Genomic DNA, 22,226 nt, shown 5'->3' with positions numbered 1-22,226 from the left:
CACATAATTAGAGTAGTAAAAGTAACATGAAAGTTTGGGGAAAAATTTTAGGTGGTTTATTTGGCTTCATGCTGAGTAAAAATATTTTTGGTGCTTTGCTAGGCGTTTGGATCGGTCATAGCTTTGATAAAGGACGTGGGTTTAATTTTAATAACTTGGCAGGTCAAAGTTTTACAGATGCAGAGCGGCAACAAGCTTTTTTCTCTACAACTTTTTCTGTTATGGGATATGTTGCTAAAGCTAATGGTAGAGTTACTCCTCAAGAAATCGCCTTTGCTACTGCTTACATGGATAAATTGGGCTTAACGGGCGATATTAGGCAACAAGCTCAAGACGCCTTTAGAGACGGAAAAGTTGTCGGTTTTCCTTTAAAAGAACGATTGGATGACTTTACTCACAAATGCGGTAAGCGTCATGACTTACTGCTGATGTTTTTAGAAATTCAAATTCAAGTGGCTTTTGCTGATGGCACATTAGATCAGGAAGAGCGTGAAGCGCTGCACCAAATAGCTAAAATTTTAGGCTTTTCTACCCGAGATTTAGATCGCTTGCTGGAAATGATTATTGCGGGTGACCAATTTAATCAACAAGGCAATAGATCTCCACAATCATCAAAGGTACAACTTAGCAATGCCTATAAAGCACTGGGTTGTACGCCTGAAATGAGCGAACAAGAAATTAAAAAAGCTTACCGTAAACTCATGTCTCAACATCATCCTGATAAGCTGATGGCAAAAGGTTTACCTCCTGAAATGATGGAAATGGCTAAACAAAAAACACAAGATATTCAATCAGCATATGAAGCGGTGACTAAAGCAAGAGGTTAGGAGGAGAATATTTTTATTCTGAATAAATTACCAACCGATTGTTTTTAACCAGCCATTAACTTCAGTTAATAATGTTTGTTCTGGGTAATAGCCCGGAACCATATTGTGTAGATATTTTTGGCGATAATAAACTTTCAATTCCTTTGTAGCGTATTTCTTTCTTAACATGGCATTTTCTAGCACGCTATTACGGTCTTTTTTTAGTATCAAGTCTAAAACAGGCAACTCAGACATCGCTATGTTTTTCGCAAAAGTATCGTTTTCTAATTCAGAATACATGCCTGCACTTAATGTAATCAGTGCTGCGGGTAATAAATCTTGGTTGTTTTTATAAAGATCTATCAGTATCGCTGCTTGGCTTCCTTCTGTGATCACCAAAAAAATACCGGGGTAATTTTTAGCTTTTTCCATTACTGCGGTGACTAAGCTTTTTAATTCATTTTGATAGGGCATAAGCGCCGCTTTATTTTGTTCTATTCTTTCTTCTTTTGTTAATGCTACCGAAGGGTAGTTCATTGGCTTATTAGGTGATTGCACACTGATTGTAGACCAGCCTGCATCGGGAAGATTTTTTCGTAAAAAATTCATGGCTTTTGGATTTGCTACGCCTTGTTGCCAATCAGGTATTAAAATCGCCACGCCTTTATTGTTTTGTGTTGAACTGCTTTCTTCAATAATAATATATTCGCTATCGCCCGCTTTAATTGATTGAGTTTTACTACCGGATAAATAATGGGTGAGATCTTGTTTTTGTTGTTCGAATGAACTGACGGGTTTTACTATTTTTATATCACTACGTTGAATACTTTTTGAGGGCTGCTTTTTATCTTCATCAACCTTTTCTGGTTCAGCGGCTTCTTCTTCCTCGGCAAAATAAAAATACGCTTGTGCGTGGTTATACCCAAGTATATTAGGTATTAAATAGAAAAGGGCAGTAATAAATAAAATACGCAACAACATGAATTCCTAAAGTGAAGAGGTTTACTTATACCTACAAAATGAGCAGGTATAAGTATGTATCGACTTGCTTAGATGATTGTTTAATAAAAAATGAGATAAATAAACTTAGATGAATATAAAACTATAGCTTAAAGCATATACCCGTTACCGATCAAGATGCGTTTTTCAGAGCGCTTGAGCGATATCAATTCAAGGCAGTGCTTTGTAATAATGGTTGTTCCCTTATAAAAAGCATTAACGAAGAAGTGATTTTGCTCAAGCGCTTCTTCGATGGGTCTAAAAACAATTTATGCTTCGTTATTAACTTTAGTAAGGGAATAACCATGACGTAAACTTAATGCCTTGCATACATGGATGTATGTACTTAGATTTCGTCTGGAACATGAAATCTGTGCCTAAATTGTTTTTAGTTCCCACTGAAACCTGCATCTTGAATGATAACGGGTATATAAAGAGGGCTACTCAAACGGGCAATCAGCTAAAAAAGTCATTTCTTCATGCGTTACGGGATGAGAAATACTTAGCATTTGAGCGTGTAAATTTAGTCGGTTAGCCATCGCGAGAGCTTCAGTATGAGCATAAAGTCGGTCTCCTAAAATAGGGTGACCTATTGAAAGCATATGAACTCTTAATTGATGCGAGCGACCTGTAATAGGTGTTAGTTCAACTAAGGTTGAATTGTCGCCATAACTGAGCACTTTGTAATGAGTTAAAGAGGGTTTGCCTCTTTTGTGATCAATCATTTGCTTAGGGCGGTTAGGCCAATCGCAAATAAGCGGCTGGTCGACAGAGCCTTGGGCTTCTTTTACACGGCCAAATACTCTAGCGATATATTTTTTCTTGGTTTTACGTTTTTCAAATTGTTGGCTAATAGCGACATGGGTAGGTTTGTTTAGCGCCATGATGATGATGCCAGACGTTGCCATATCTAACCTATGCACAACAGTAGCGCTAGGTAATACCCGCGCTACTCTGTTTTCTAAACAGTCTTTGTGTTCAGGTAATCGCCCCGGAACGGTTAACAGTCCGCTACCTTTGTTTAAAACAATAAGGTCGTTATCCCTATAAACTATGTGTAAATAGGGATCGAGTGGCGGTTGATAGACAAAGTCAGGGTTAGCACTCATTAATGAGTTACAACAATCAGTCTTATCGCTTCAAACTTCAACTGTGCTTTGTTGATATAGCTTTCAAGCTCAGATTTTTGTAGCTGAATAAAATCTACTTCTTCTTGTCGAACACTCGGATTAATTTTCGCTAACGCGGCTAATCGAGCATGTTCTTTATCTAAATTGTTTCGCATGGTATCAAGCGCATTTTGTTGGATACTAGCAACACTGGTTTCGGCATGTGCTTCAGCTTTAGTCACCAGTGGTGTAATTTGCTGTTTTAACGCCTTAACTAACTGAAGGGCTACTTGTTTTTTGGTTGGGCTAAGTTGTTGATCAAGCACTTCTTCACCCACTTTATCAGCAAGGTTGTTACCATTTTTATCCACTAATACACGTATTGGTGTGGTAGGTAAGTAACGGCCTAATTGTAAGTTGCTTGGCGCTGTTGCTTCAACGGTAAATAAACATTCAACAAAGAAAGTTCCTACAGGTAGCGCTGGATTTTTTAATAAACCAATACACGAATTACCAATTTCGTCAGAAAGCACTAAGTCCATAGCACCACGTACCATAGGATGATCCCAAGTCAGTAATTGATAGTTTTCAGAAACTAGTGCCGTGTCGCGGTTAAACGTAATCGTTGTTCCATCTTCAGGTAAACAAGGGAAGTTGCTGTTCAACATATGTTCAGACGGTTGCAATGCGATAGAGTTATCGGCTTTATCGTCTTGCTGAATACCAAACACATCAAGTACTTGAAACATAAATTGAGGTAATTCAATTTGTTCATCTAGTTTTTCTATTTTCTTCACTAATTCAAGGGCTTTACCTTGGCCTGAAGAATGAAGTTCAAGTAGTTTATCTCTACCGCTTTCTAATTCTTTTTTAATGATCAAATGTTTTTGTTGGCTTGCTTCAATAAGCTGAGCAGACTCGTCTGATTGCCATTGAGCAGATAAAGCTAAGTTTTGTAATTTAGCACCAAATTCTTTAAATATTGCATGGCCAGTAACACAAGTATGTTCAAAAGCATTAAGACCTTGGTGATACCAATTAAATAATAAACTTTGCGGTGAATCTTCAAAGTAAGGTACATGAATACGTATTGTTTGGTTTTGACCTATACGATCTAAACGTCCGATACGTTGTTCAAGTAAATCAGGGTTATTTGGTAAATCGAACAACACCATGTGATGAGCAAATTGGAAGTTACGACCTTCACTACCAATTTCAGAACATAATAATAACTGCGCACTGTCTTCGTCTTGTGCGAAGTAAGCCGCGGCTTTATCACGTTCAAAAATACTTAAACCTTCATGGAATACTGCAGCACGTATGCCTTCTTTAACACGAAGCGCGGTTTCTAAATCGATAGCCGTTTGCGCGTGTGCACAAATAACAAGTAGTTTTTCTTTACCTAAGCTGTCTAATAAATTGATTAAGTAATCAACTCTTGGATCAACGTCATACCAATTATCATGCTGCTCTAAACCAAATAATATTTCTGGAGTAAATACGAATTTACTTTGTGAAAGCTCACGTAAATTGTCAACACTATCACTTAATAACAAATCATTAATAATGGTTTGATATTGCTCTGGCATTGCTAAAGGCGTAGGTAATAATTGTCGTTCAGGAAAGCCCTTAATGGTATTACGCGAGTTTCTAAATAAAATACGACCTGTGCCGTGACGGTCTAATAATTGCGCAAGCACTTGCTGGCGGGCTTCGTCGGCTTCGCTGTCGTCTTCATTAATAATCGCTAATTGCGAGCTAATGTCTGACTCTTTTAATAAGTCAGTCAGTGTATCTAATTGTGTTTGAGTTAGTCGCTCACCTGCTACAAGTGTATTGGCGGCATCAGCTACTTGAGTGTAGTTTTCTTCTTCAGCAATAAATTTTTGATAATCAAAGAAACGATCAGGATCGAGTAAGCGTAAACGAGCAAAGTGACTTTCATGGCCTAATTGATCAGGTGTTGCCGTAAGTAATAATACACCAGGTATTACTTGTGCTAATTGCTCAATACATTGATATTCAATACTTGGAGCGTCTTGTGTCCAATTTAAATGATGAGCTTCATCAACTACCATTAAATCCCAGTCTTCGGCAATAAGTGCTTCATACCATTTTGGATTTTCAGTAATAAAGTTTAAGTTTACTAATACTAATTGTTCAGAGCTAAATGGGTTAGCGCCATCTTCTGAACTTGAGCTTTCTACACAGCGTTCATTATCAAAAATACTAAAAGGTAAGTTGAAGCGACGTAGCATTTCAACCAACCATTGATGCATGAGTGATTCAGGCACAATAATAAGAATGCGTTGTGCGCGGCCACTTACCAGCTGTTGATGAATGATCAAACCCGCTTCAATGGTTTTACCTAAACCAACTTCATCAGCTAATAAAACACGTGGAGCAAATCGACTTCCTACTTCTTCAGCTATATATAACTGATGAGGAATTAAACTCACTCGGCCACCACTTAGGCCCATAAGTTCTGATTGTTGCTGAGTATGCTGATGTTTTAGGCTGTCTTTACGAAGCTGGAACCAATCTAAACGATCTACTTGGCCATTTAATAAACGGTCATGAGGTTTATTGAATTTTAAAAAGTGATCGATCATCACTTCTTTTATCGAGGCTTTTTCACCTGTATCTTGTCGAGTACCGTGATAAGTAATTAAATGGTTAATATCTTCAAGCGATTCAACAACCAACGTCCAACCTTCATGGCTAGGAATAGTGTCGCCTTCATTAAATATAACGCGTGTAAGCGGAGCGTTCGCTATTGCGTATTGTCTTGACTCTCCAGTAGCGGTAAAAACAATACTTACAAATCTGTGTTCAACAGTAGTAACAGTACCAAGTCCTTGATTTGACTCACCATCACTTATCCAACGTTGACCAGGGTGAAACGACATAACAACTCCAACTTTTAAAATTTAGCTTTATAAGGTAATAGGGCTTGAAAAACGGGCGCTATAGTAACGTTTTTCGTAAAATGGGTCATTAAAAAAGTGCTAAAAAGAGAAAGAATTTAGTTAGTCATATAATTTTTATATAAAAACATGGCTGTTTACTTAAAATATTTTCGGTAAATTGTTTTTAAATGGGTATAACTCATACAGGTCAATGCTTTCTCTTTTTTGTAATAATAGTAAAGATAATAGAGTTTAGTTTAATAAATGAACTTTTATTGCTTTATATTTAACCGCACAAAGTCGAGTAATATTAATTATAAAATATTGATTTTAAGATCTTAATAAATCAACAATAAATCTCTCAATATGGTCTATATTTAGTTTATAAGAGTTAAAAAAATATGAAGCAGTATGCTCTACATGACTTCATATAATCGTAATAAAGCTTAGATACTCTTATGATTCGATGTAGTATTCATTAACGTAGAGGATCATTTTATCAAAAAATATCGATACATAGCTTGGCAAAGCATTTGAGTGAAATCGTATTTATGTTTTCCTCCTCAATTAAATTATACCTAGTGCCTAAACTAAGGATGCCTATATGAATGAACATAAAATTATTTATATCTTAGATACCAATATATTACTCCACGAACCTCTCGCTTTTTTATCTTTCAAAGAACACGACGTTATTGTCCCTATGACGGTATTAGAAGAACTTGATTCCATAAAAGATCGAAAGAGAGATGTGAGCAGAGATGCACGAGTTGCCATAAGAGCGCTAGAAGATTCCTTAGTTGATGCATCGCCTGAAGAAGTTCTTTCAGGTGTTAAGTTACCTGAAAATGATCCTGAACATCCTAGTGGTCATTTATCTATTTTTAATGATTACACCTTAAAACAAACCGCAGGTACGTTGTCGTTTAATGAAAATGATAATCGTATTATTAATGCCGCTTTACATATTCAGAAAGAAAATCCAAAGAAAAAAGTTGTACTGGTAACAAAAGACATCAACATGCGACTTAAAGCTAAAGGAGCCGGATTAGCGCACGTTGAAGATTATAGAACAGATCAACTTATTGACGATATTCAATTTTTATCAAAAGGTTACCATAAGTTTGAAGGTGATTTTTGGCAGCATATTGATGAATGCGATAGCGAAAGTGAGGGAAGAAATACCACTCATTACGTCAACAGAGATGTTTTACCTAATAGCTATATGAACGAATATATTTTAGATGATAGCCAACACTTTGCAGGTAAAATAACGGGTTGGGATGAAGGAAGACTCGCCATTGCTGATTTATCTTATGAACGTTTAATGGCTAAACAAGCGTGGGGAATTAATCCTAAAAACATCTATCAAGGTATGGCAATGGATGCTTTGCTAGATCCCACCATTGATTTAGTTATTTTAACAGGCGCAGCAGGGAGTGGTAAAACAGGTATTACTGCAAGCTTTTTTCCAATATTTGTGCAGACCTATCTACAGACCTTATTCTTACTGAAGAAATTGAGTATTTATAACAAGCTCAGATCTAATCTCTCTAACATGTCATTAAGTGTGACTTAAAGAACAGAACCATTAATCAATAAATATAAATAACGGATTTAACCTGCAAGAAGGCACAAACAAAAATAATAAACCTAAGGTAAATCTAAAATGCTAATTAATGAAAATCGTTCTCAAAGGAGAACTAAAATGAATAATCTAAGTGAACACAGAAACCCAAGAGTATTAGATACATCGGCACTAGTTCATGATCCAAAGTCATTGCTCGCTTACAGTGAAGATGTATACATCTGTCTAACAGTTTTAGAAGAGTTAGATAATTTAAAAGAAAGAACCAATAAATCGGTAAGTGCTGATGCTCGTGTATGTATTCGTATGCTTGAAGACATAATTAATGGGCACAGTGCAGAAGAAATGGAAGCAGGTATTCCACTGCCTTCTACTGAAACAGCTAAAAGAGGCAAGTTGTTCATTGGTATTGATACTCAATTGGACATGGCAAAAGAATTAAAGCACACGATAGGTAGCGATGCTGACAATAGAATAATTAACTATGCACTCCATCTTCAGAAAGAGTTAGATAAAGACGTTACCATCGTTAGCCGCGACATCAATATGCGATTAAAAGCTCGAACTGTTGGTGTTATGGCTGAAGATGTATCCGTTGATAATCAAATCGCAGATATAGATTTGCTTTATACAGGCGTACAAGCCTTTGAAGGTGATCTTTTTGATCGAATTGAATCAGATAAAGATTTCAAAGTCTCAGGAGAGGTTTATACATTCCCAATCAGCTTGTTCAACGATGAAGTTCAGCCAAACATGTATTGGTACGATGAAGCCGGACACATTGGCCGGATTTCAGAAGTGACTGATACTGAGGTATACACAAAGTTATTGCCTCGTAAGCAAGAAAAGGTATGGGGCATATTGCCAAAAAATCAGCGTCAAGCGGTAGCTTTAAGCCAATTAACAGACCCTTACTATGACTTAAATATTATCCTTGGCCCTGCTGGCTCCGGAAAAACTTTTTTGGCAGTTGCTTCGGCGCTGCATCAAGTATTGGAGTTGAAAAAGTACAAAAAAATCGTTGTGGTACGCTCTAGAGACTTCATGGACGACGATCCCGGATTTCTTCCGGGGGATTTAACTGAAAAATCGATGCCTCTTCTGGCAGGCATTACCGATGCATTAATTTCAATGCATTCAGATGATAATCATGAAACAAATATTCATGCAACAGTTGAGCATGTGATCGAAAAAGCCAATATAGAATTTACTAGTATGGCTTACTTTCGAGGCCGTTCAATAGACGATGCTGTTTTAATCATTGATGAAGCTCAAAATATGACACGCGCTCAAATTAAAGGGATGCTTAGTAGGGGAGGTAAAAATTGTCGTACAATTGTACTTGGTAACCTTGCCCAGATTGATGATAAGTTTGTAACACCTGCTTCGTCTGGTGCAAGTGCGGCTGTTAATGTGTATAGAAACTATGAGAAAGGGTCTGTTCTAATTTTTGATGAAGTAGAGCGTAGTAGCTTAGCTGAGTTCACTGAAAAGAACATGTAGACATCAAACTACAATTCACATTTACTTATAATATTGCGACAATAGCCACTGCTTATTGTAGTGGCTTTTCAGAGAAGCCAGTTTCCACACTTGCGGACGAAATGGATTTACTCTGGGTTTAAAAGATTAATCATACATTGAAGATGTAATGACTTAGGTGCTGTGGACCTTAGTTGTTATGTTTTGGTGTGCGTATGTCTTTTGAATCAGAAGCGCTTATAAGTAATATAAAGCGTCAGGCAAAGAGGTTGTCAAAAAAGTTATCAATTCCCCTTGGACAAGCCCAAGAAGGGGTTGCTATTTGTCTGTATGGCTGTGACAGTTACAGCGATTTACTAGTAAAAATAAAAGCTGAATCCTTTGACAACTCATTGATAGCACTATCTGCTCTATCACCAAACTCGGAAATATTTTTAGTAAAAATATTGGCTAGCCACCTAGATAGCATCATCGGAAATTTTGAAAAAAAATTTCCCGGCTCCAATATAGATGAGGAAATGGTTATATCCCTATTTGGGCTTAGCTTTGAGCAGTTCAAACTCAAAATATCTACCTAAGATTGTACAAATACGTAAGTTGTCATTTTGTTTTTTGGCGATATTATATGATGAAGGCTGAACGGACAGCCTACGCCTACGCATGTTTTTCCACTTGAAAAACGTGAACAGTGAAGCGGAGCATCCGTAAAAATTAGTGATTCAAATAGTCAAATAAACAATGTGTTTGTAGGCCATTGTTCTTTTGCAGTATTGTTTGGAGAACTAAATGATCTCGCTATATCAATTAAAAAATAAGTTAAATAAACAAGCTAAAGACTTCGCATTACTTTTTGAGTTACCAGATTTATATGCACAAGGACTTTGGAGTAGAGGTGTCTATAGCTGTGCTCACTTTACACAAGCGCATGAGCGTCTGCATGAAGCTTTTGATACCCACAATCTTAATTCAATTCTAGAACACGAATCATTTAAATACTTGATGATCAATGAATACGATGATTCGGAAATCATTGAATCACTTCATCAGGAAATCACCTCAATGGCATCTGAAATTGAAAGCTTGATGCTGGTAGATATCGAAACTTTAGAGTTAGTTTCAGTGATATACCAAGTATTAGGGTTACCTGAAGATTCCAAGTTTATTGTAAATACAGGAGCTGACTTCCGCTTAGAGTGGCGACCATACTTTGATGCCTTTGATGATCCGTTGATAGTTCAATATGCAGATTTAAAAGTTCATGGTTGTTATTTCAGGCTCATCGCTTCAAAGTTTCCGTTTGAAAAGCTTTCCTTGGATAACATTAAAAAATACATGTACATCAATCATGTAAACCATGATGGTGAATTCGAAGGCTGTATATCCGACGGAAATAGCTTTTCGAAACATGAACATTGGCTGATGTTGACACTCGAACTATTCAACAGCTGCAAAGTAAGCAAGACTCAGTTCAGTCCAACAACCTTCAAAATCGAGGGCATGCGTTATTTGGTTTATGGCTTCCCACTGGTTCCTTCCTATGTATCTGATTGGCACAAACCCGATTTATGTCTACAGGTCAAAAACGTAGATGGAGATCAAAAGTTTACTATTCGTATAGACCAGCAGAGCTTAATTTTCTATGCCCGTCGCGTTGATACCAATTTTTTTAACACCATAGATTATGAAAAATACATTTCGTTGTATCAATCTAGTGTTCTGTCACATTTTGATGCTGACAAGAATTTACTAGAAGTCGATGGGGTTAAATATCTAAGTTTTTTTCGCCCGTTTAGCATTGAGGATAACAAGGAAGCGAAAGCATGAGACCAAAAATCAAACTGACTAACGCCACACTTATCTCAATTCAATCTGATACAGAGGAAAAAGTTGAACAGGTGCTTTACGCCACATTTGCTGAAGATAGTGATTGCGGTAAAAAGGGAGAAGTTTTGTTCACAACAAAAGTTATCGAAATCAATGGCCTTGAGTTCCGAACTTTTGGTGCTGACTTTTATACCTTAGATGCTGAACCAAAAGAGTTTGATGTAAATGTATTTGAGTTCAATTTAATGCATGAGTGTATGTATTCTCCAAATGAGTTATTAGAGTTGCGAGATATGCTCCCTGCTAGCTATTAGTAGGGAGTAACACATGGATAAAACATTTTTAAAGGATGCCTACATAGTCTCAGTCTATGACTATAAAGAATTTGAAAAATCATTTATTGGCGAGTTTTTATCAGGGGTGGTTATTGACGATGAAACATTCAGATTTCGGCCATTTGAGCAAATAGTAACTTCAAAGATTATTAGCAAAACTGCTGTCGAGGATAAACTAGAAATAACCACACATAATGGGAGTTACTATGTGATTGATGTTGACCACAAGTTAATTGATATTTCGTTTGTTGAATTGGTTGTTATGAGAGCAGGAGCTTATTCGGCAGATCGAGTTTTAGAAATGAGAGAGCAACTTAAGTCTCAACATAAAAGTCATTAAATAACGAAAATAAGGAGTCTAGAATGACTTCAACAAATTCAATATTCGATCAGATTAGTAATTTTACGTAATAGCTAGCTTTTTAGTGATAGCAATAAAGCGAAGCTTCCAATTCATATTCCTTGATTCGGAAGCTTCACAATTGATGAAAATTGAATTAGCGGGATAACTCCTCAATTTTCTTTTTGGAGAACCAGCGATATAAAACAGGCAAAACAAACAATGTGAGTAATGTTGCTGTTATCAAACCACCAACTATAACACTTGCCAGTGGTCGTTGTATTTCAGCTCCTACACCATTTGACATTAACATCGGTATTAAACCTAATGCAGATGTTATTGCTGTCATAAGAACAGGTCTCAAACGAGAAGTTGCTCCTTCAAAAACAGCATCAGTGACTTCTAAGCCATCTCTAATTCGCTGGTTTATACTTTCAACCATAACCACACCATTTAACACTGCAACACCAAATAGTGTAATGAAGCCAACGGAGCTTGGCACGGACAAGTATTGCCCAGAGAAATATAAGGAGAAAACACCGCCGATAACAGCTAATGGGACATTAACTAAAATCAACATGGCTTGACCAACTGAGCCAAATGCGAAGTAAAGCAAAAGAGCAATTAGCGCCAAAGATAAAGGAACCACTATAGCTAACCGTTGTTGTGCTCGTTGTTGACTTTCAAATTGACCACCAATGGCAACAGAGTAGCCAGCAGGTAAATCGACTTTCTCGGCGATTACTTGTCTGATATCGGCAACAACACTGCCCATATCTCGATTCTGTACGTTGGCTTGGATAACAACACGTCGTTGCACATCATCTCTTCTCACTTGCGGAGGGCCTGACGCAAAAGAGATTGTTGCAACATCACCAAGACGAACCCAAGCCCCTGTTGGAGACTGAATGCGAATATCAGAAATAGCTTCTTTATTACTACGATATTCTTTTTCTAAACGCACATATATATCATAACGCTCATTCCCGTTGATGATTTGTCCTGCTTCAACTCCACCTATACCATCTCGTATCACTTCCATTATATCACCGACCGATAGGCCAAAACGTGAAAGCTCTTGTCTGTTTGGCTTTACAACTAATTGAGCTTCACCAGCTATTTGTTCAAGCGCAACATCTCTAGCGCCTTCAACTTCTTTAATTGCCGATTCTATTTCTTGCCCTTTAACTGCCAATTGATTGAGGTCTGGCCCAAACAGCTTTATCGCTAGTTGTGCTTTTACACCAGATAGTAACTCATCTACACGGGTGGCAATTGGTTGAGAAAAGTTCAGTAAAAGTCCCGGAAACTCTTCAAGCGATTGTTCCATTTTGTTTTGCAGTTCATAACGGTTTGAAGCACTGGTCCACTCGGATACAGGTTTAAGTCCGATATAAATCTCGATGTTATTAACTGGTTCAGGATCGCCGCCAATATCAGGTCGCCCGATACGGCTTAGCGCATAAGTAACTTCAGGAAATGCCATCAACTTTTCTTCTAATATAGGTGAAACCATCAATGCAGTATCTAAACTAGAAGAAGGAGCAAGAGTTGCTCTTAAGTTAATTGTTCCTTCTTCTAGCTCTGGAACGAATTCAGTACCTATGTAAGGTATAATTGAAAAAGCCGAAACAACCATAATTAGCGAGGTAACAACAATTAACTTGGTACGTTTAAGTGCAAACTTAAGCCCCTTTTTATATAGCTTATCTAAAGGTTTAACGACAAAGCTTTCTCTTTCTTTTATGCCTTTTTTGAACATGAAAGTGGCGAGTGCTGGTACGATAAACAAGGCAACAACAATAGCTGAAATGATGGCTAAAATAATACTAATTGCCATTGGCTGGAATAATTTTGCTTCGACGCCTTCAAAGCTAAACAAAGGCAAGAACACGACTAAAATGACAGAAGCAGCAAAAAATACTGGGCGAGCCACTTCTTTGCCTGCTTGTTTTAGCCGCAACTCGATACCATGATCATCTTTTTCTATTGCAAAGGGATCAGTATCATCACTAGGAACACGTGCTTCTACACTTTGTTGGTGTGTTGAATCAGGGTGGTTTAAATGTTTAAACATATTTTCAACCATGACCACTGAGCCGTCCACAAGCATACCAATAGCTACGGCAATGCCACCTAGTGACATAAGATTGGCAGAAATTCCCCACCAAGCCATGATCATTAATGCAATACCTACCGATATTGGAATGGAAATAAGAACAAGAAACGTTGCTCTTAAATTCATTAAGAACAGGGCAAGCACGATACAAATAAAGATAAAGGCAAGTGCTAGTGCATTGACTACAGTACTGACAGCTTGTTCGATTAAATCAGCTTGATCATAGAAGGGTTCGAATCGAACACCTTTAGGTAATGCCTGATTGATTAGTGGAATTCGTGCATTAATACCATCAATGGTTGCTTTTGTATTGGAACCCATACGCTTGAGTACAATGCCTGATACAACTTCACCTAGGTTTTCAACTTTTCCTTCGGACGTTTTACGGGTCATAGTGACCGCACCTTGTCGAATTTCACTACCTAGTTCAACTTTGGCGACATCAGAAACCGTCACAACAGTACCATCTACGGTTTTTACAGGTACTTGCTTAATGTTGCTAATGCCTGCTTCACCACTTTCGAACCAACCCGTTCCTCGAATAACAAGCTGCTCTTGTCCTCGGTTCATATACCAACCGCCAACGTTGGCATTGTTACTATCAAGTGCATTAACGATATCTTCTTGCGACAATCCATATGCAAGGAGCTTAGAGGGAGCTATGTTCACTTGATATTGCCTAACATTACCTCCGAAAGATAAGACATCTGTGACACCATCAACTGGCATAATTAGCAATTTGATTATCCAATCATTGAGGCTTCTGAGTGCCATTGAGTCATATCCTGCGTCTTTATCTGACACGAGCAAGTATTGAAATACTTGACCTAACCCTGACGTATTTGGTCCCATTTCAGGCGTACCTACACCGTCAGGTATCAACTCTTTTGCAGCTTGAAGCCGTTCAAAGACGAGCTGCCGTGCAAAATAGATATCAGTCCCTTCTTTAAAAACGACAGTAACGCCAGACAGCCCCGTTTTGGAAATTGAACGTACTTGTTCAACATCAGGTAACGCATACATGACCGCTTCAATCGGATAAGTGATGAGTTGTTCTACTTCTTCTGCGGCAAGCCCCGGCGCTTCTGTATTAACCGCGACTTGAACATTAGTCACATCAGGGAAAGCATCCAAGTTCAGTTTTGGGATCACCATTATTGCGCCAACAATAGTGGCAAATAAGGCAATCAAAATAAGGAGTCGGTTGTTTACAGACCAATCTATAATTTTATTAAACATAGCGGCTCTCCTTAATGGTTATGCGGATCAAATCCGCCTTTAGCTATTTCAGAAGCAACAAAAAACGCTCCTTGAGTGACCACACGAGTACCACTTTCTAAACCAAATATTTCTCTGAAATTACCTAGAGAACGACCTAACTCAACCTCTGTCGCTTTGAATTCACCGGGATGATCCTCAACAAATACGGTCCAATCTCCGTCCGCACTTCTAATTAGCGCTTCTTCTGGAACGGCCATAACTTTTTGTTCAGTGGCAAATTGAAAATATACTTTAACAAACATGCCTGAATGGAGATTGTCATCTGCATTATTAACACTTAGGCGAATGATTCGAGTTCTAGTGATGGGATCAATCGTGTGGGCTTCCTGAATAACTTTTGCCTTATAATCCTCTCCTTCTAATTTAACTATTGCCGGAGAGTTGATTGATAGATTGAGCTTTTTGTTGGGTGATACTTTAGCTTCCACCCACAGCTTATTTTCATCTGCCAAAAGCATGATAGTATCACCCGCATCGACTCGTTGGCCTTGGGTGAAGTCATCTTGTAAAACTACTCCTTCTCGCTGAGCTACTAGCGAATATTGGCCAAACGAAGTTATGTCTTTATTTGATATGTCTTTTATCGCTTTTTCAGTTAACCCTAGTGCGATAAGTTTTCCGTATGTGGCGTTAAATGTGGTTTGAGCCTGAAGTAAACGACTTTCACTTACTGTTTTGTTGCCTAATTTCTTTACTCGCTGCCATTCAGTTGACGCAATCAAGTAGTCAGCTTGAGCTTGAGCCATTGCTTCACTAAATAGGGTGACCAGCTTTTGTCCTTTTTCTACGTGTTCACCGAGTGCAGTATGTCTGCTTATTATCACTGACTCGGTACGGGGAGAAACGACATAGCTGCTATAACCATCTACTTTGACCTCTCCGGGCGCATAGATTGTACTGAATTGATAATCAGGTCTTATGCTTTGAACTTTAATATTGGCTAGTGACATTTTTTGAGGGCTTAGAGTAATACCTTCTTCATGTTCCTCTTCAGTTTCTTTATTTTTGCTCTCTTGGTCGTGACCATGTTCGTCATGTTCTGTGTCTTTTTCAGAATGGTTGCCTTCATTTTCCTGATGGCCTTCTTCTACATGATTTTCTTCACTTTCCGAGTGTTTATGTTCTTTGGGTTTTGCTGTTACAGGGTCAATTGTATTTACTTGTAGAGCATACACTTCACCGCTTAATGTCCCACCTAAAAAAAGTCCACTAATTAGTATTGCTAATATTTTTTTGCTAAATAATGTATTCATTTTTTTACCTATATTCTTTTAAAGTTTAAGATTTCTAATTGCCGTTTTAACTAATTAAATCTTGAACTTAGATAATTGACCCATGCTCCAAATGAAGGCTATTTCAGAGAGTCTAAATTGTTTTTCTAGTTGAATGCCTGAGTGCAATCCATTAGCTCTTTGGCTCAACGCTATTAGATAGTCTGAAGTATTGATGTCTCCAGCCTCCCAACGAGCGTTTAGCAACCTCGCGCTATTATCAATTCGGTTTTGCATAAGGTTTTGCCATCGCTGATAGTATTTTTTACTGATCATGAGGGATTCATAGTTGGCCTGAGCTTCAAAAGAGCGTTTTCGATAAATGGATTGGAAATAAGCTTCCGCAGCAACGGCTTCTGAATATGCCGCTTTAGTAGCATCGGAATAGTTATTTCTGATATTCAAAGGCATAGAGAATGTTAAGCCAACGATATTATCGTCACTATTTTTTCCTGCGCTAACCCCTATGGTGGGATTAGCTTTATTCTCTATGGTTGTTAGTTGTGCTTTAGCTTGTTGCTCTTTCCATTTTGCTTTAGCCAATTGTACTTGGGGGTGTTGTTCAATCCATTCAGCTTTGTATGAATAGTTTTCAACATCGAAATCAATAGAGATTTTACTGGCTAACTCTGGTGTCCAATCAGGCAGCAGCTCTTTAACTTTAACCTCAGCATTTTTTAGCTCTATTTGATATTCAGCTATTTCACTAAAAACTTGAGACAAGTTTAAGTAAACCAGCTCAGCATCTAGAGGCTCAAGTATTCCCGCCTTTTGTTTGTCTTCCACAATACTAAGTAAGGTTTGCAGTTGACTTTCTCTCTCCGTAGATAGCTGTGCAGTATCTTTCGCTGATTGCCAATTTGTCAAAGCAATTAACGCATCGGCCTTTTTTGAATCGATTAAATTCAATAAGTGCTGCTGGCTGGCATAAAGAGTTATCTCGCCAATTGACGTATTGGCAGAGCGTTTATCCCAAAAATCAATGGTCTGACTCAAACCGATTGAATAGTTATTAAAATCACCTTCTTTCTCAAAACTTGCGTCAAGCTCAGGGTTATATATTGCCTGAGTTAAGCTTTTTGCATGATGATTGCTTGCGATTAACAACTCTCTTGCTTCAATTATTTCGGGATCTTTATTTATTTGTGTGTCTAACCACGACTCACTTTTTTGCTTGCTGTAAGCGGCATATGAAATACTTACAAGCAGGCAGAATGACAGGCAAGTGCCTGTATTTTTTATATATTTATACATAAGACTTCTTAAATTTTAAGTATTAATCATCTCTCATTTACCGATTTTTAATCGATAAATGGACGGATATAAATTTAGAAATTTAAGAAATAGGAGGGCGTAATATAGCGTCTAAAAATTCTTTTGTTTGATCGAATTGATAAGGTATTAGGTTGTTGTTATATAACTTTGTTGCACTATTTGAATTGCTAATTAATATCCAAGATAAGTGGCTGCCGCTACAATGACCACAATGATGACAATCTTTGATGTCGTGGCCTGCTTTTTCATCTGAATTGTCGTCAAAAATTTTAAAATCACTTTGGTGATCATGTTGGGTTTGTATGTGTTCAATATCTATTTGGTGGCTTTGTGAAGTTGCAGACGCGACAGCAGTTATCGATTGCAACACAATCGAAACTATTAACAGTAATTTAAGCGCAACAGCCAAGTTCAAAGTGACTACCTAATGGGAATATAACATATAAACGTTAGCATATAGTTTTCTGTGGAGCTAGTGATTTCAGTCAAGTTCAAACAATTACTTTTTATAAATCTATTGTTAGATAAAGATTCTTGACTCTATAGTTGGTATAGAGTTTACACTAGTGCAAAATATTTAATGGAAAGATTTTATGTCAGAAAAATGCTCTGGGCAATGTCAGTCCTCTCCAGCTAGCAATGACCTGAATAATAACCACATCGATTCAGATGATTTTGGCGGAAAGTTTGTCAGTACTTTTAAGGTTTCCCAAATGGATTGTCCTTCTGAGGAGCGTTTAATTCGACTGGCTATAGAAGGAATTAGCACAACTATTGGGTTGCAGTTTGATATCCCCAGTCGGTTAGTTAAAGTTTTCCATGATGACAATTTGGATGAGATTACTAACAAACTGCAATCTCTCAATTTAGGTGCTTCACTAGAATCAACAAGTGAAAGTTGCAGTAAAGAAGCTGCAAGAGCGAGAAAGTTAGATCAATCAAACAAAGCAAGTGAAATGTCAGCACTTAGATGGCTGTTATTGATTAACGGAGTTATGTTTTTTGTTGAAGTGGTCGCCGGAGTTATTGCTCAATCTGCCGGACTCATTGCGGATTCTTTGGATATGTTTGCGGATGCTGCTGTGTATGGACTAGCTATATATGCTGTTGGTAAGACAGTTAGCCTGAAATTAAGGGCAGCACATATATCTGGATTATTGCAGGTTATTTTAGCGCTTGGAGCTTTAAGTGAGGTAATTCGACGTTTTATTTATGGGAGTGAACCGATTTCATCGTTGATGATGATATTTGGTGGGGTTGCACTAATTGCTAACGTAGCTTGTTTGTTTTTAATTTATAGAAATAAAGAAGATGGTGCTCATATGAAAGCGAGTTGGATATTTTCAGCCAACGACGTTATTGCAAATGTTGGTGTTATCTTAGCTGGCCTTCTCGTGACGCTGACAGATAGCCGTTATCCAGACTTAGTTATCGGGTTAATAATTTCCCTTGTTGTATTGAACGGCGCACGCCGAATTCTACAGTTAAAGTACTAATAGCCATTATTCATGACTGTTTGAAAGCAACGTATTCAGTATCAAGACAGGGAAATTTACAATGAAAAAAAATACACCTTATATACCTCCGTTACGTTTTCACTGGTTGACTCGTTACTATGACAGAATCGTTGCAATTACTACACGAGAAAAATTTTTTAAAAGTTTAATTGTGAAGAAAATAGCTCAAACCAAAGGAAATGAACTGCTAGATGTGGGCTGTGGTACAGGAACATTAACGAAAACAATTGCTGAAAATTTTCCTCATTTTAAGGTGACAGGCTTGGATGCTGACCAAACAGCATTAGATATTCTTCGAAAAAAACTCAGTGAGAAAGTACTTAATATTTCGCTGATACAAGGTTTTGGTCAAGATATGCCTTTTGGTGAAAACTCTTATGATATAGCTGTTTCGAGTTTGTTTTTTCACCACCTTACTCGTTTAGATAAAATAGCAACACTAAAAGAAATTCGTAGAGCGCTCAAACCGAGCGGGGTATTGTACATTGCTGATTGGGGCAAGCCGACCTCCATTTTACAACGAGCATTATTCTTAATAGTTCAATGTTTAGATGGTTTTAAAACGACAAAAGATAATGTTGATGGATACCTCCCGTCATTGATAGTAGAAGCGGGGTTTGTCAACGTTTATGAACAAGATGCTATCCCTACTGTATTAGGGACAGTTAGATTGATTAAAGCATGTTAGACCTGAAATGACCTTTCTACGCTTACCTAGTTACACAACATATTTAACATATGTGATGCTGTTATTAATTGCAGCACATTCTGTGATTTGTTCGCCGAATGATTTTGATGATCTTTCTTTTTTTCGCCAATAAATTCTTCTTATGTTTTAGAGCAATCAACAGAAGCTACGGAGCTTACTCAGCTCCAGAATAGCAGCTCGTTAGTAGATGAGTGCAATTTTTGTTGTTGCCAATTATTCATATATACAGATGTGCCTTCCGAGCCTAACCAAGTGATTGATTTTCCTTTTGCTGAGACCATAGTTTCTAGCGAGCAAAAAGGTTATATATCCTTGCCATTTCGACCACCAAAACTAGCTTAGATTCCCCCAAGAATTAGGTAGAGCCATCTTCTACTCCCACAGTTTTATAGAATAAAATTAATAGGAAAGTATACATGAGACTTAATGTATCACCGCACCGAAAGGTAGCTAAGGTGAGGTGTATAACACCTCGGTATAAATATTTTGCGTGCTTAATGATTTCGCTTTTAACATTTAATGTTAACGCTTTTGAAAAGGAGCTTAATCTACAAGAGGCAATACGTTGGACACTCAAGCAAAATCCAGAGTTAAAAATATTTGATTTCAAGCAACAAGCTTTAATTGGACAAGAACAAACAGCAAGCTTAAATCCGGCATTTGAGCTTGAAGTAGAAGCTGAGAACTTTGTAGGTTCAGGTGATTTCAATAAATTTGATAGTGCTGAATTAACGATTGCTCTTTCTTCCGTGATTGAAATGGGAGATAAGCGTTCTGCAAGAATTGGACTTATTTCTAATTCTAAAAAGCTGTTGAATGCTAAAACGGAAGTTGAGGCGTTAAATTTGATAGCTCAAGTTACTCAACAATTTATCGAAGTGCTCGCCTCACAAGAAAGAGTCTTATTAGCCGATAATGCGTTAAGCCTAGCTCAAGAAGCATTCAATATTGTTGATGAACGTAATCGTGCAGGAGCAACCCCTAATGCTGAGGTAAAGCGAGCGAGGGCAGCGATTGCCCAAGCTAAGCTAACCTCTCAATCAGAAAAGAAACGCCTAGAATATTTAAGGCTGTCTTTAGCCGCTTTTTGGGGAGAATCAACGCTGAACTTCTCGAAGGTAACAGGTGATTTATTTCAATTTGGAAATGATAGTGATTTTGAGACGCTTTTTGCAAAGTTAGAAACAAATCCTGCCATTCAAATTTACGCCAATGAGGAGCGACTTAAGGAAGCTGAGTTGCGTTTAGCCAGAACTGAGTCAACTGCCAATATTCAGTGGTCTGTAGGGGTTAGACGCTCTCAAGAAAGTAATGATACTGCCTTAGTCGCAGGCTTTAGCCTACCGTTATTTGCTGACAAGCGAAACTCAGGAGCAATCGCGAGTGCCTTAGCTGAGCGTGATCAAGTTGCCATTGAAAAAGATGTAACGAAATTAAAGCTTAGAAATCATTTGCTGCGAGCATACTCGAATAGGCAGCAAGCTATTTTGACGACAAATGCACTAAGACAGTCGGTAATTCCAATGTTAGATCAGGCACTAGATGATACCCAAATTGCTTATCAAAAAGGTCGTAATGGCTATCTTGACTATGTATCAGCTAGACAAGAACTACTAAACGCTCGTCGCACGCTGATTGATGCTGCTTCAGCTGCTTTGTTTTACGGGGCCGAGATTGAAAAATTAACGAATGAAGCGTTATCACTTTAATTTAAAAATTGATTTTTAATTCGACCGATAATCGAATTACTTAGGAAAAAAAATGAAAAACTATTTAATTGCATTATTTATTTTTGTAGGGATTTCGTCGCTGTCTCAATTGGTTTGGGCAAGTGATGAGGACTCCGAAGAGAGTATAAGTAAAATAAAAAACGAGATGTCGGAAAAAGTAGGCATAGAAACAACTAGGTTATCACCTAGAAGACTTAATCAAGAAATTTCTGTTTATGGTAAGACAACCATAGGGGTAGAGCAACTGTATCAGATAAACGCTAGATACAATGGCGTTATAAAGACGATTAATTACACTATTGGAGATAAGGTAAAAAAAGGAGATCTTCTAGCTGTTATTGAATCGAATGAAAGTTTAAATACCTACGAGGTAAGGTCTCCGGTATCAGGTTTAGTTATACAAAGAAATGGGAATGTTGGAGCAACAACACAACAACGAATTTTATTTGAAATAGCCAATATCGATACGCTGTGGGCGGAATTTAGAGTTTTTGCTACTCATTTTAATAAAGTTGAGGTCGGTCAAGAAATCGAAATTGAATTTAATGGGGAGGCAATCACCTCAACAGTAACCAATATTATTCCAACTAAAGATCAGCCATTCGTCTTTGTTCGAGCACTTTTAGATAATACAAAATTTAACCTTTCTTCAGGCCAACTGTTAAAAGGATATATTACGACAAATCAATTCGACGTTGACCTAGCAATCGAAAAGCTTGCATTACAAGAACTAGGTGGGCAGCTAGGTGTATTTGTTAAAGAAGGTGAAGAATACGAATTTACACCGTTAATATTGGGCCGTTCAGACAAAAATTACATAGAAGTTATCGATGGACTTGTACAAGGTTCTGAGTATGTAAGTAAAAATAGCTTTTTGATTAAAGCGGATATTTTAAAATCTGAAGTAGAAGACGACGATTAGGAGACGTAAG

Annotated in this window: 17 protein-coding genes and 1 pseudogene; 11 read left to right on the top strand and 7 right to left on the bottom strand. The window is 37.6% G+C overall.

Features of this window, described 5'->3' with window-relative positions:
• The first annotated feature begins 26 nt into the window (after positions 1-26).
• Complete coding sequence (gene djlA, locus ACM9HF_RS10410) at positions 27-827, top strand: co-chaperone DjlA (protein ID WP_473607402.1); 801 nt, start codon at positions 27-29, stop codon at positions 825-827.
• Between the two features lie 27 nt (positions 828-854).
• Here the strand turns inward: djlA and ACM9HF_RS10405 are convergent, their stop codons facing one another.
• The 3 genes from ACM9HF_RS10405 to rapA all read right to left on the bottom strand — a co-directional run bounded on the left by ACM9HF_RS10405 (position 855) and on the right by rapA (position 5,823).
• Positions 855-1,787: a DUF3530 family protein gene (locus ACM9HF_RS10405; protein ID WP_473607398.1), complete on the bottom strand. Its 933-nt coding sequence runs from the start codon at positions 1,785-1,787 to the stop codon at positions 855-857.
• Positions 1,788-2,245: 458 nt separating this feature from the next.
• Positions 2,246-2,914, bottom strand: a complete 669-nt coding sequence (gene rluA, locus ACM9HF_RS10400; RefSeq protein ID WP_473607394.1) for a bifunctional tRNA pseudouridine(32) synthase/23S rRNA pseudouridine(746) synthase RluA — start codon at positions 2,912-2,914, stop codon at positions 2,246-2,248.
• Positions 2,914-5,823, bottom strand: a complete 2,910-nt coding sequence (gene rapA / locus ACM9HF_RS10395) for an RNA polymerase-associated protein RapA (RefSeq protein ID WP_473607390.1) — start codon at positions 5,821-5,823, stop codon at positions 2,914-2,916. The genes rluA and rapA overlap by 1 nt, the downstream gene beginning before the upstream one ends.
• Before the next feature lie 604 nt (positions 5,824-6,427).
• Between rapA and ACM9HF_RS10390 the strand changes: the two are divergent.
• The 6 genes and pseudogenes from ACM9HF_RS10390 to ACM9HF_RS10365 form a co-directional block, all read left to right on the top strand.
• Positions 6,428-7,273, top strand: a pseudogene (locus tag ACM9HF_RS10390) (PIN domain-containing protein); the annotation flags it as partial.
• A gap of 258 nt (positions 7,274-7,531) precedes the next feature.
• Positions 7,532-8,914: a PhoH family protein gene (locus ACM9HF_RS10385; RefSeq protein ID WP_193332371.1), complete on the top strand. Its 1,383-nt coding sequence runs from the start codon at positions 7,532-7,534 to the stop codon at positions 8,912-8,914.
• A 194-nt stretch (positions 8,915-9,108) separates the two neighbouring features.
• Complete coding sequence (locus ACM9HF_RS10380) at positions 9,109-9,471, top strand: hypothetical protein (protein ID WP_193332372.1); 363 nt, start codon at positions 9,109-9,111, stop codon at positions 9,469-9,471.
• A gap of 208 nt (positions 9,472-9,679) precedes the next feature.
• Positions 9,680-10,717, top strand: a complete 1,038-nt coding sequence (locus ACM9HF_RS10375) for a hypothetical protein (protein WP_473607381.1) — start codon at positions 9,680-9,682, stop codon at positions 10,715-10,717.
• The gene (locus ACM9HF_RS10370; protein WP_064435648.1) at positions 10,714-11,031 is read left to right on the top strand and encodes a hypothetical protein; all 318 of its coding nucleotides are present in this window, start codon (positions 10,714-10,716) and stop codon (positions 11,029-11,031) included. Before ACM9HF_RS10375 ends, ACM9HF_RS10370 begins: the two co-directional genes overlap by 4 nt.
• 13 nt (positions 11,032-11,044) lie before the next feature.
• The gene (locus tag ACM9HF_RS10365) at positions 11,045-11,392 is read left to right on the top strand and encodes a hypothetical protein (RefSeq protein WP_064435649.1); all 348 of its coding nucleotides are present in this window, start codon (positions 11,045-11,047) and stop codon (positions 11,390-11,392) included.
• A 157-nt stretch (positions 11,393-11,549) separates the two neighbouring features.
• Here the strand turns inward: ACM9HF_RS10365 and ACM9HF_RS10360 are convergent, their stop codons facing one another.
• From ACM9HF_RS10360 to ACM9HF_RS10345, 4 genes are all read right to left on the bottom strand, one after another.
• Complete coding sequence (locus ACM9HF_RS10360; protein ID WP_473607372.1) at positions 11,550-14,750, bottom strand: efflux RND transporter permease subunit; 3,201 nt, start codon at positions 14,748-14,750, stop codon at positions 11,550-11,552.
• Between the two features lie 11 nt (positions 14,751-14,761).
• Positions 14,762-16,045 (bottom strand): efflux RND transporter periplasmic adaptor subunit, encoded by a 1,284-nt coding sequence (locus tag ACM9HF_RS10355; RefSeq protein ID WP_184424877.1) that lies wholly within the window; start codon positions 16,043-16,045, stop codon positions 14,762-14,764.
• A gap of 54 nt (positions 16,046-16,099) precedes the next feature.
• Positions 16,100-17,317, bottom strand: a complete 1,218-nt coding sequence (locus ACM9HF_RS10350) for a TolC family protein (RefSeq protein ID WP_473607364.1) — start codon at positions 17,315-17,317, stop codon at positions 16,100-16,102.
• Positions 17,318-17,399: 82 nt separating this feature from the next.
• Positions 17,400-17,753, bottom strand: coding sequence for a hypothetical protein (locus ACM9HF_RS10345; protein WP_193332377.1), 354 nt, complete (start codon positions 17,751-17,753; stop codon positions 17,400-17,402).
• A gap of 178 nt (positions 17,754-17,931) precedes the next feature.
• On the opposite strand from ACM9HF_RS10345, the gene ACM9HF_RS10340 reads away from it, so the two are divergent.
• The 4 genes from ACM9HF_RS10340 to ACM9HF_RS10325 all read left to right on the top strand — a co-directional run bounded on the left by ACM9HF_RS10340 (position 17,932) and on the right by ACM9HF_RS10325 (position 22,216).
• Positions 17,932-18,834, top strand: a complete 903-nt coding sequence (locus ACM9HF_RS10340; protein ID WP_138482548.1) for a cation efflux transmembrane domain-containing protein — start codon at positions 17,932-17,934, stop codon at positions 18,832-18,834.
• A 61-nt stretch (positions 18,835-18,895) separates the two neighbouring features.
• Positions 18,896-19,543 (top strand): class I SAM-dependent methyltransferase, encoded by a 648-nt coding sequence (locus tag ACM9HF_RS10335; RefSeq protein ID WP_138522019.1) that lies wholly within the window; start codon positions 18,896-18,898, stop codon positions 19,541-19,543.
• A 437-nt stretch (positions 19,544-19,980) separates the two neighbouring features.
• Positions 19,981-21,273, top strand: coding sequence for a TolC family protein (locus tag ACM9HF_RS10330; protein ID WP_473607353.1), 1,293 nt, complete (start codon positions 19,981-19,983; stop codon positions 21,271-21,273).
• Positions 21,274-21,325: 52 nt separating this feature from the next.
• The gene (locus ACM9HF_RS10325; protein ID WP_473607349.1) at positions 21,326-22,216 is read left to right on the top strand and encodes an efflux RND transporter periplasmic adaptor subunit; all 891 of its coding nucleotides are present in this window, start codon (positions 21,326-21,328) and stop codon (positions 22,214-22,216) included.
• The last annotated feature ends 10 nt before the right edge of the window (positions 22,217-22,226 follow it).

Source organism: Colwellia sp. RE-S-Sl-9 (assembly GCF_048296855.1).
Classification (GTDB): Bacteria; Pseudomonadota; Gammaproteobacteria; order Enterobacterales; family Alteromonadaceae; genus Pseudocolwellia.
This window is presented reverse-complemented; position numbering and strand designations above follow the sequence as displayed.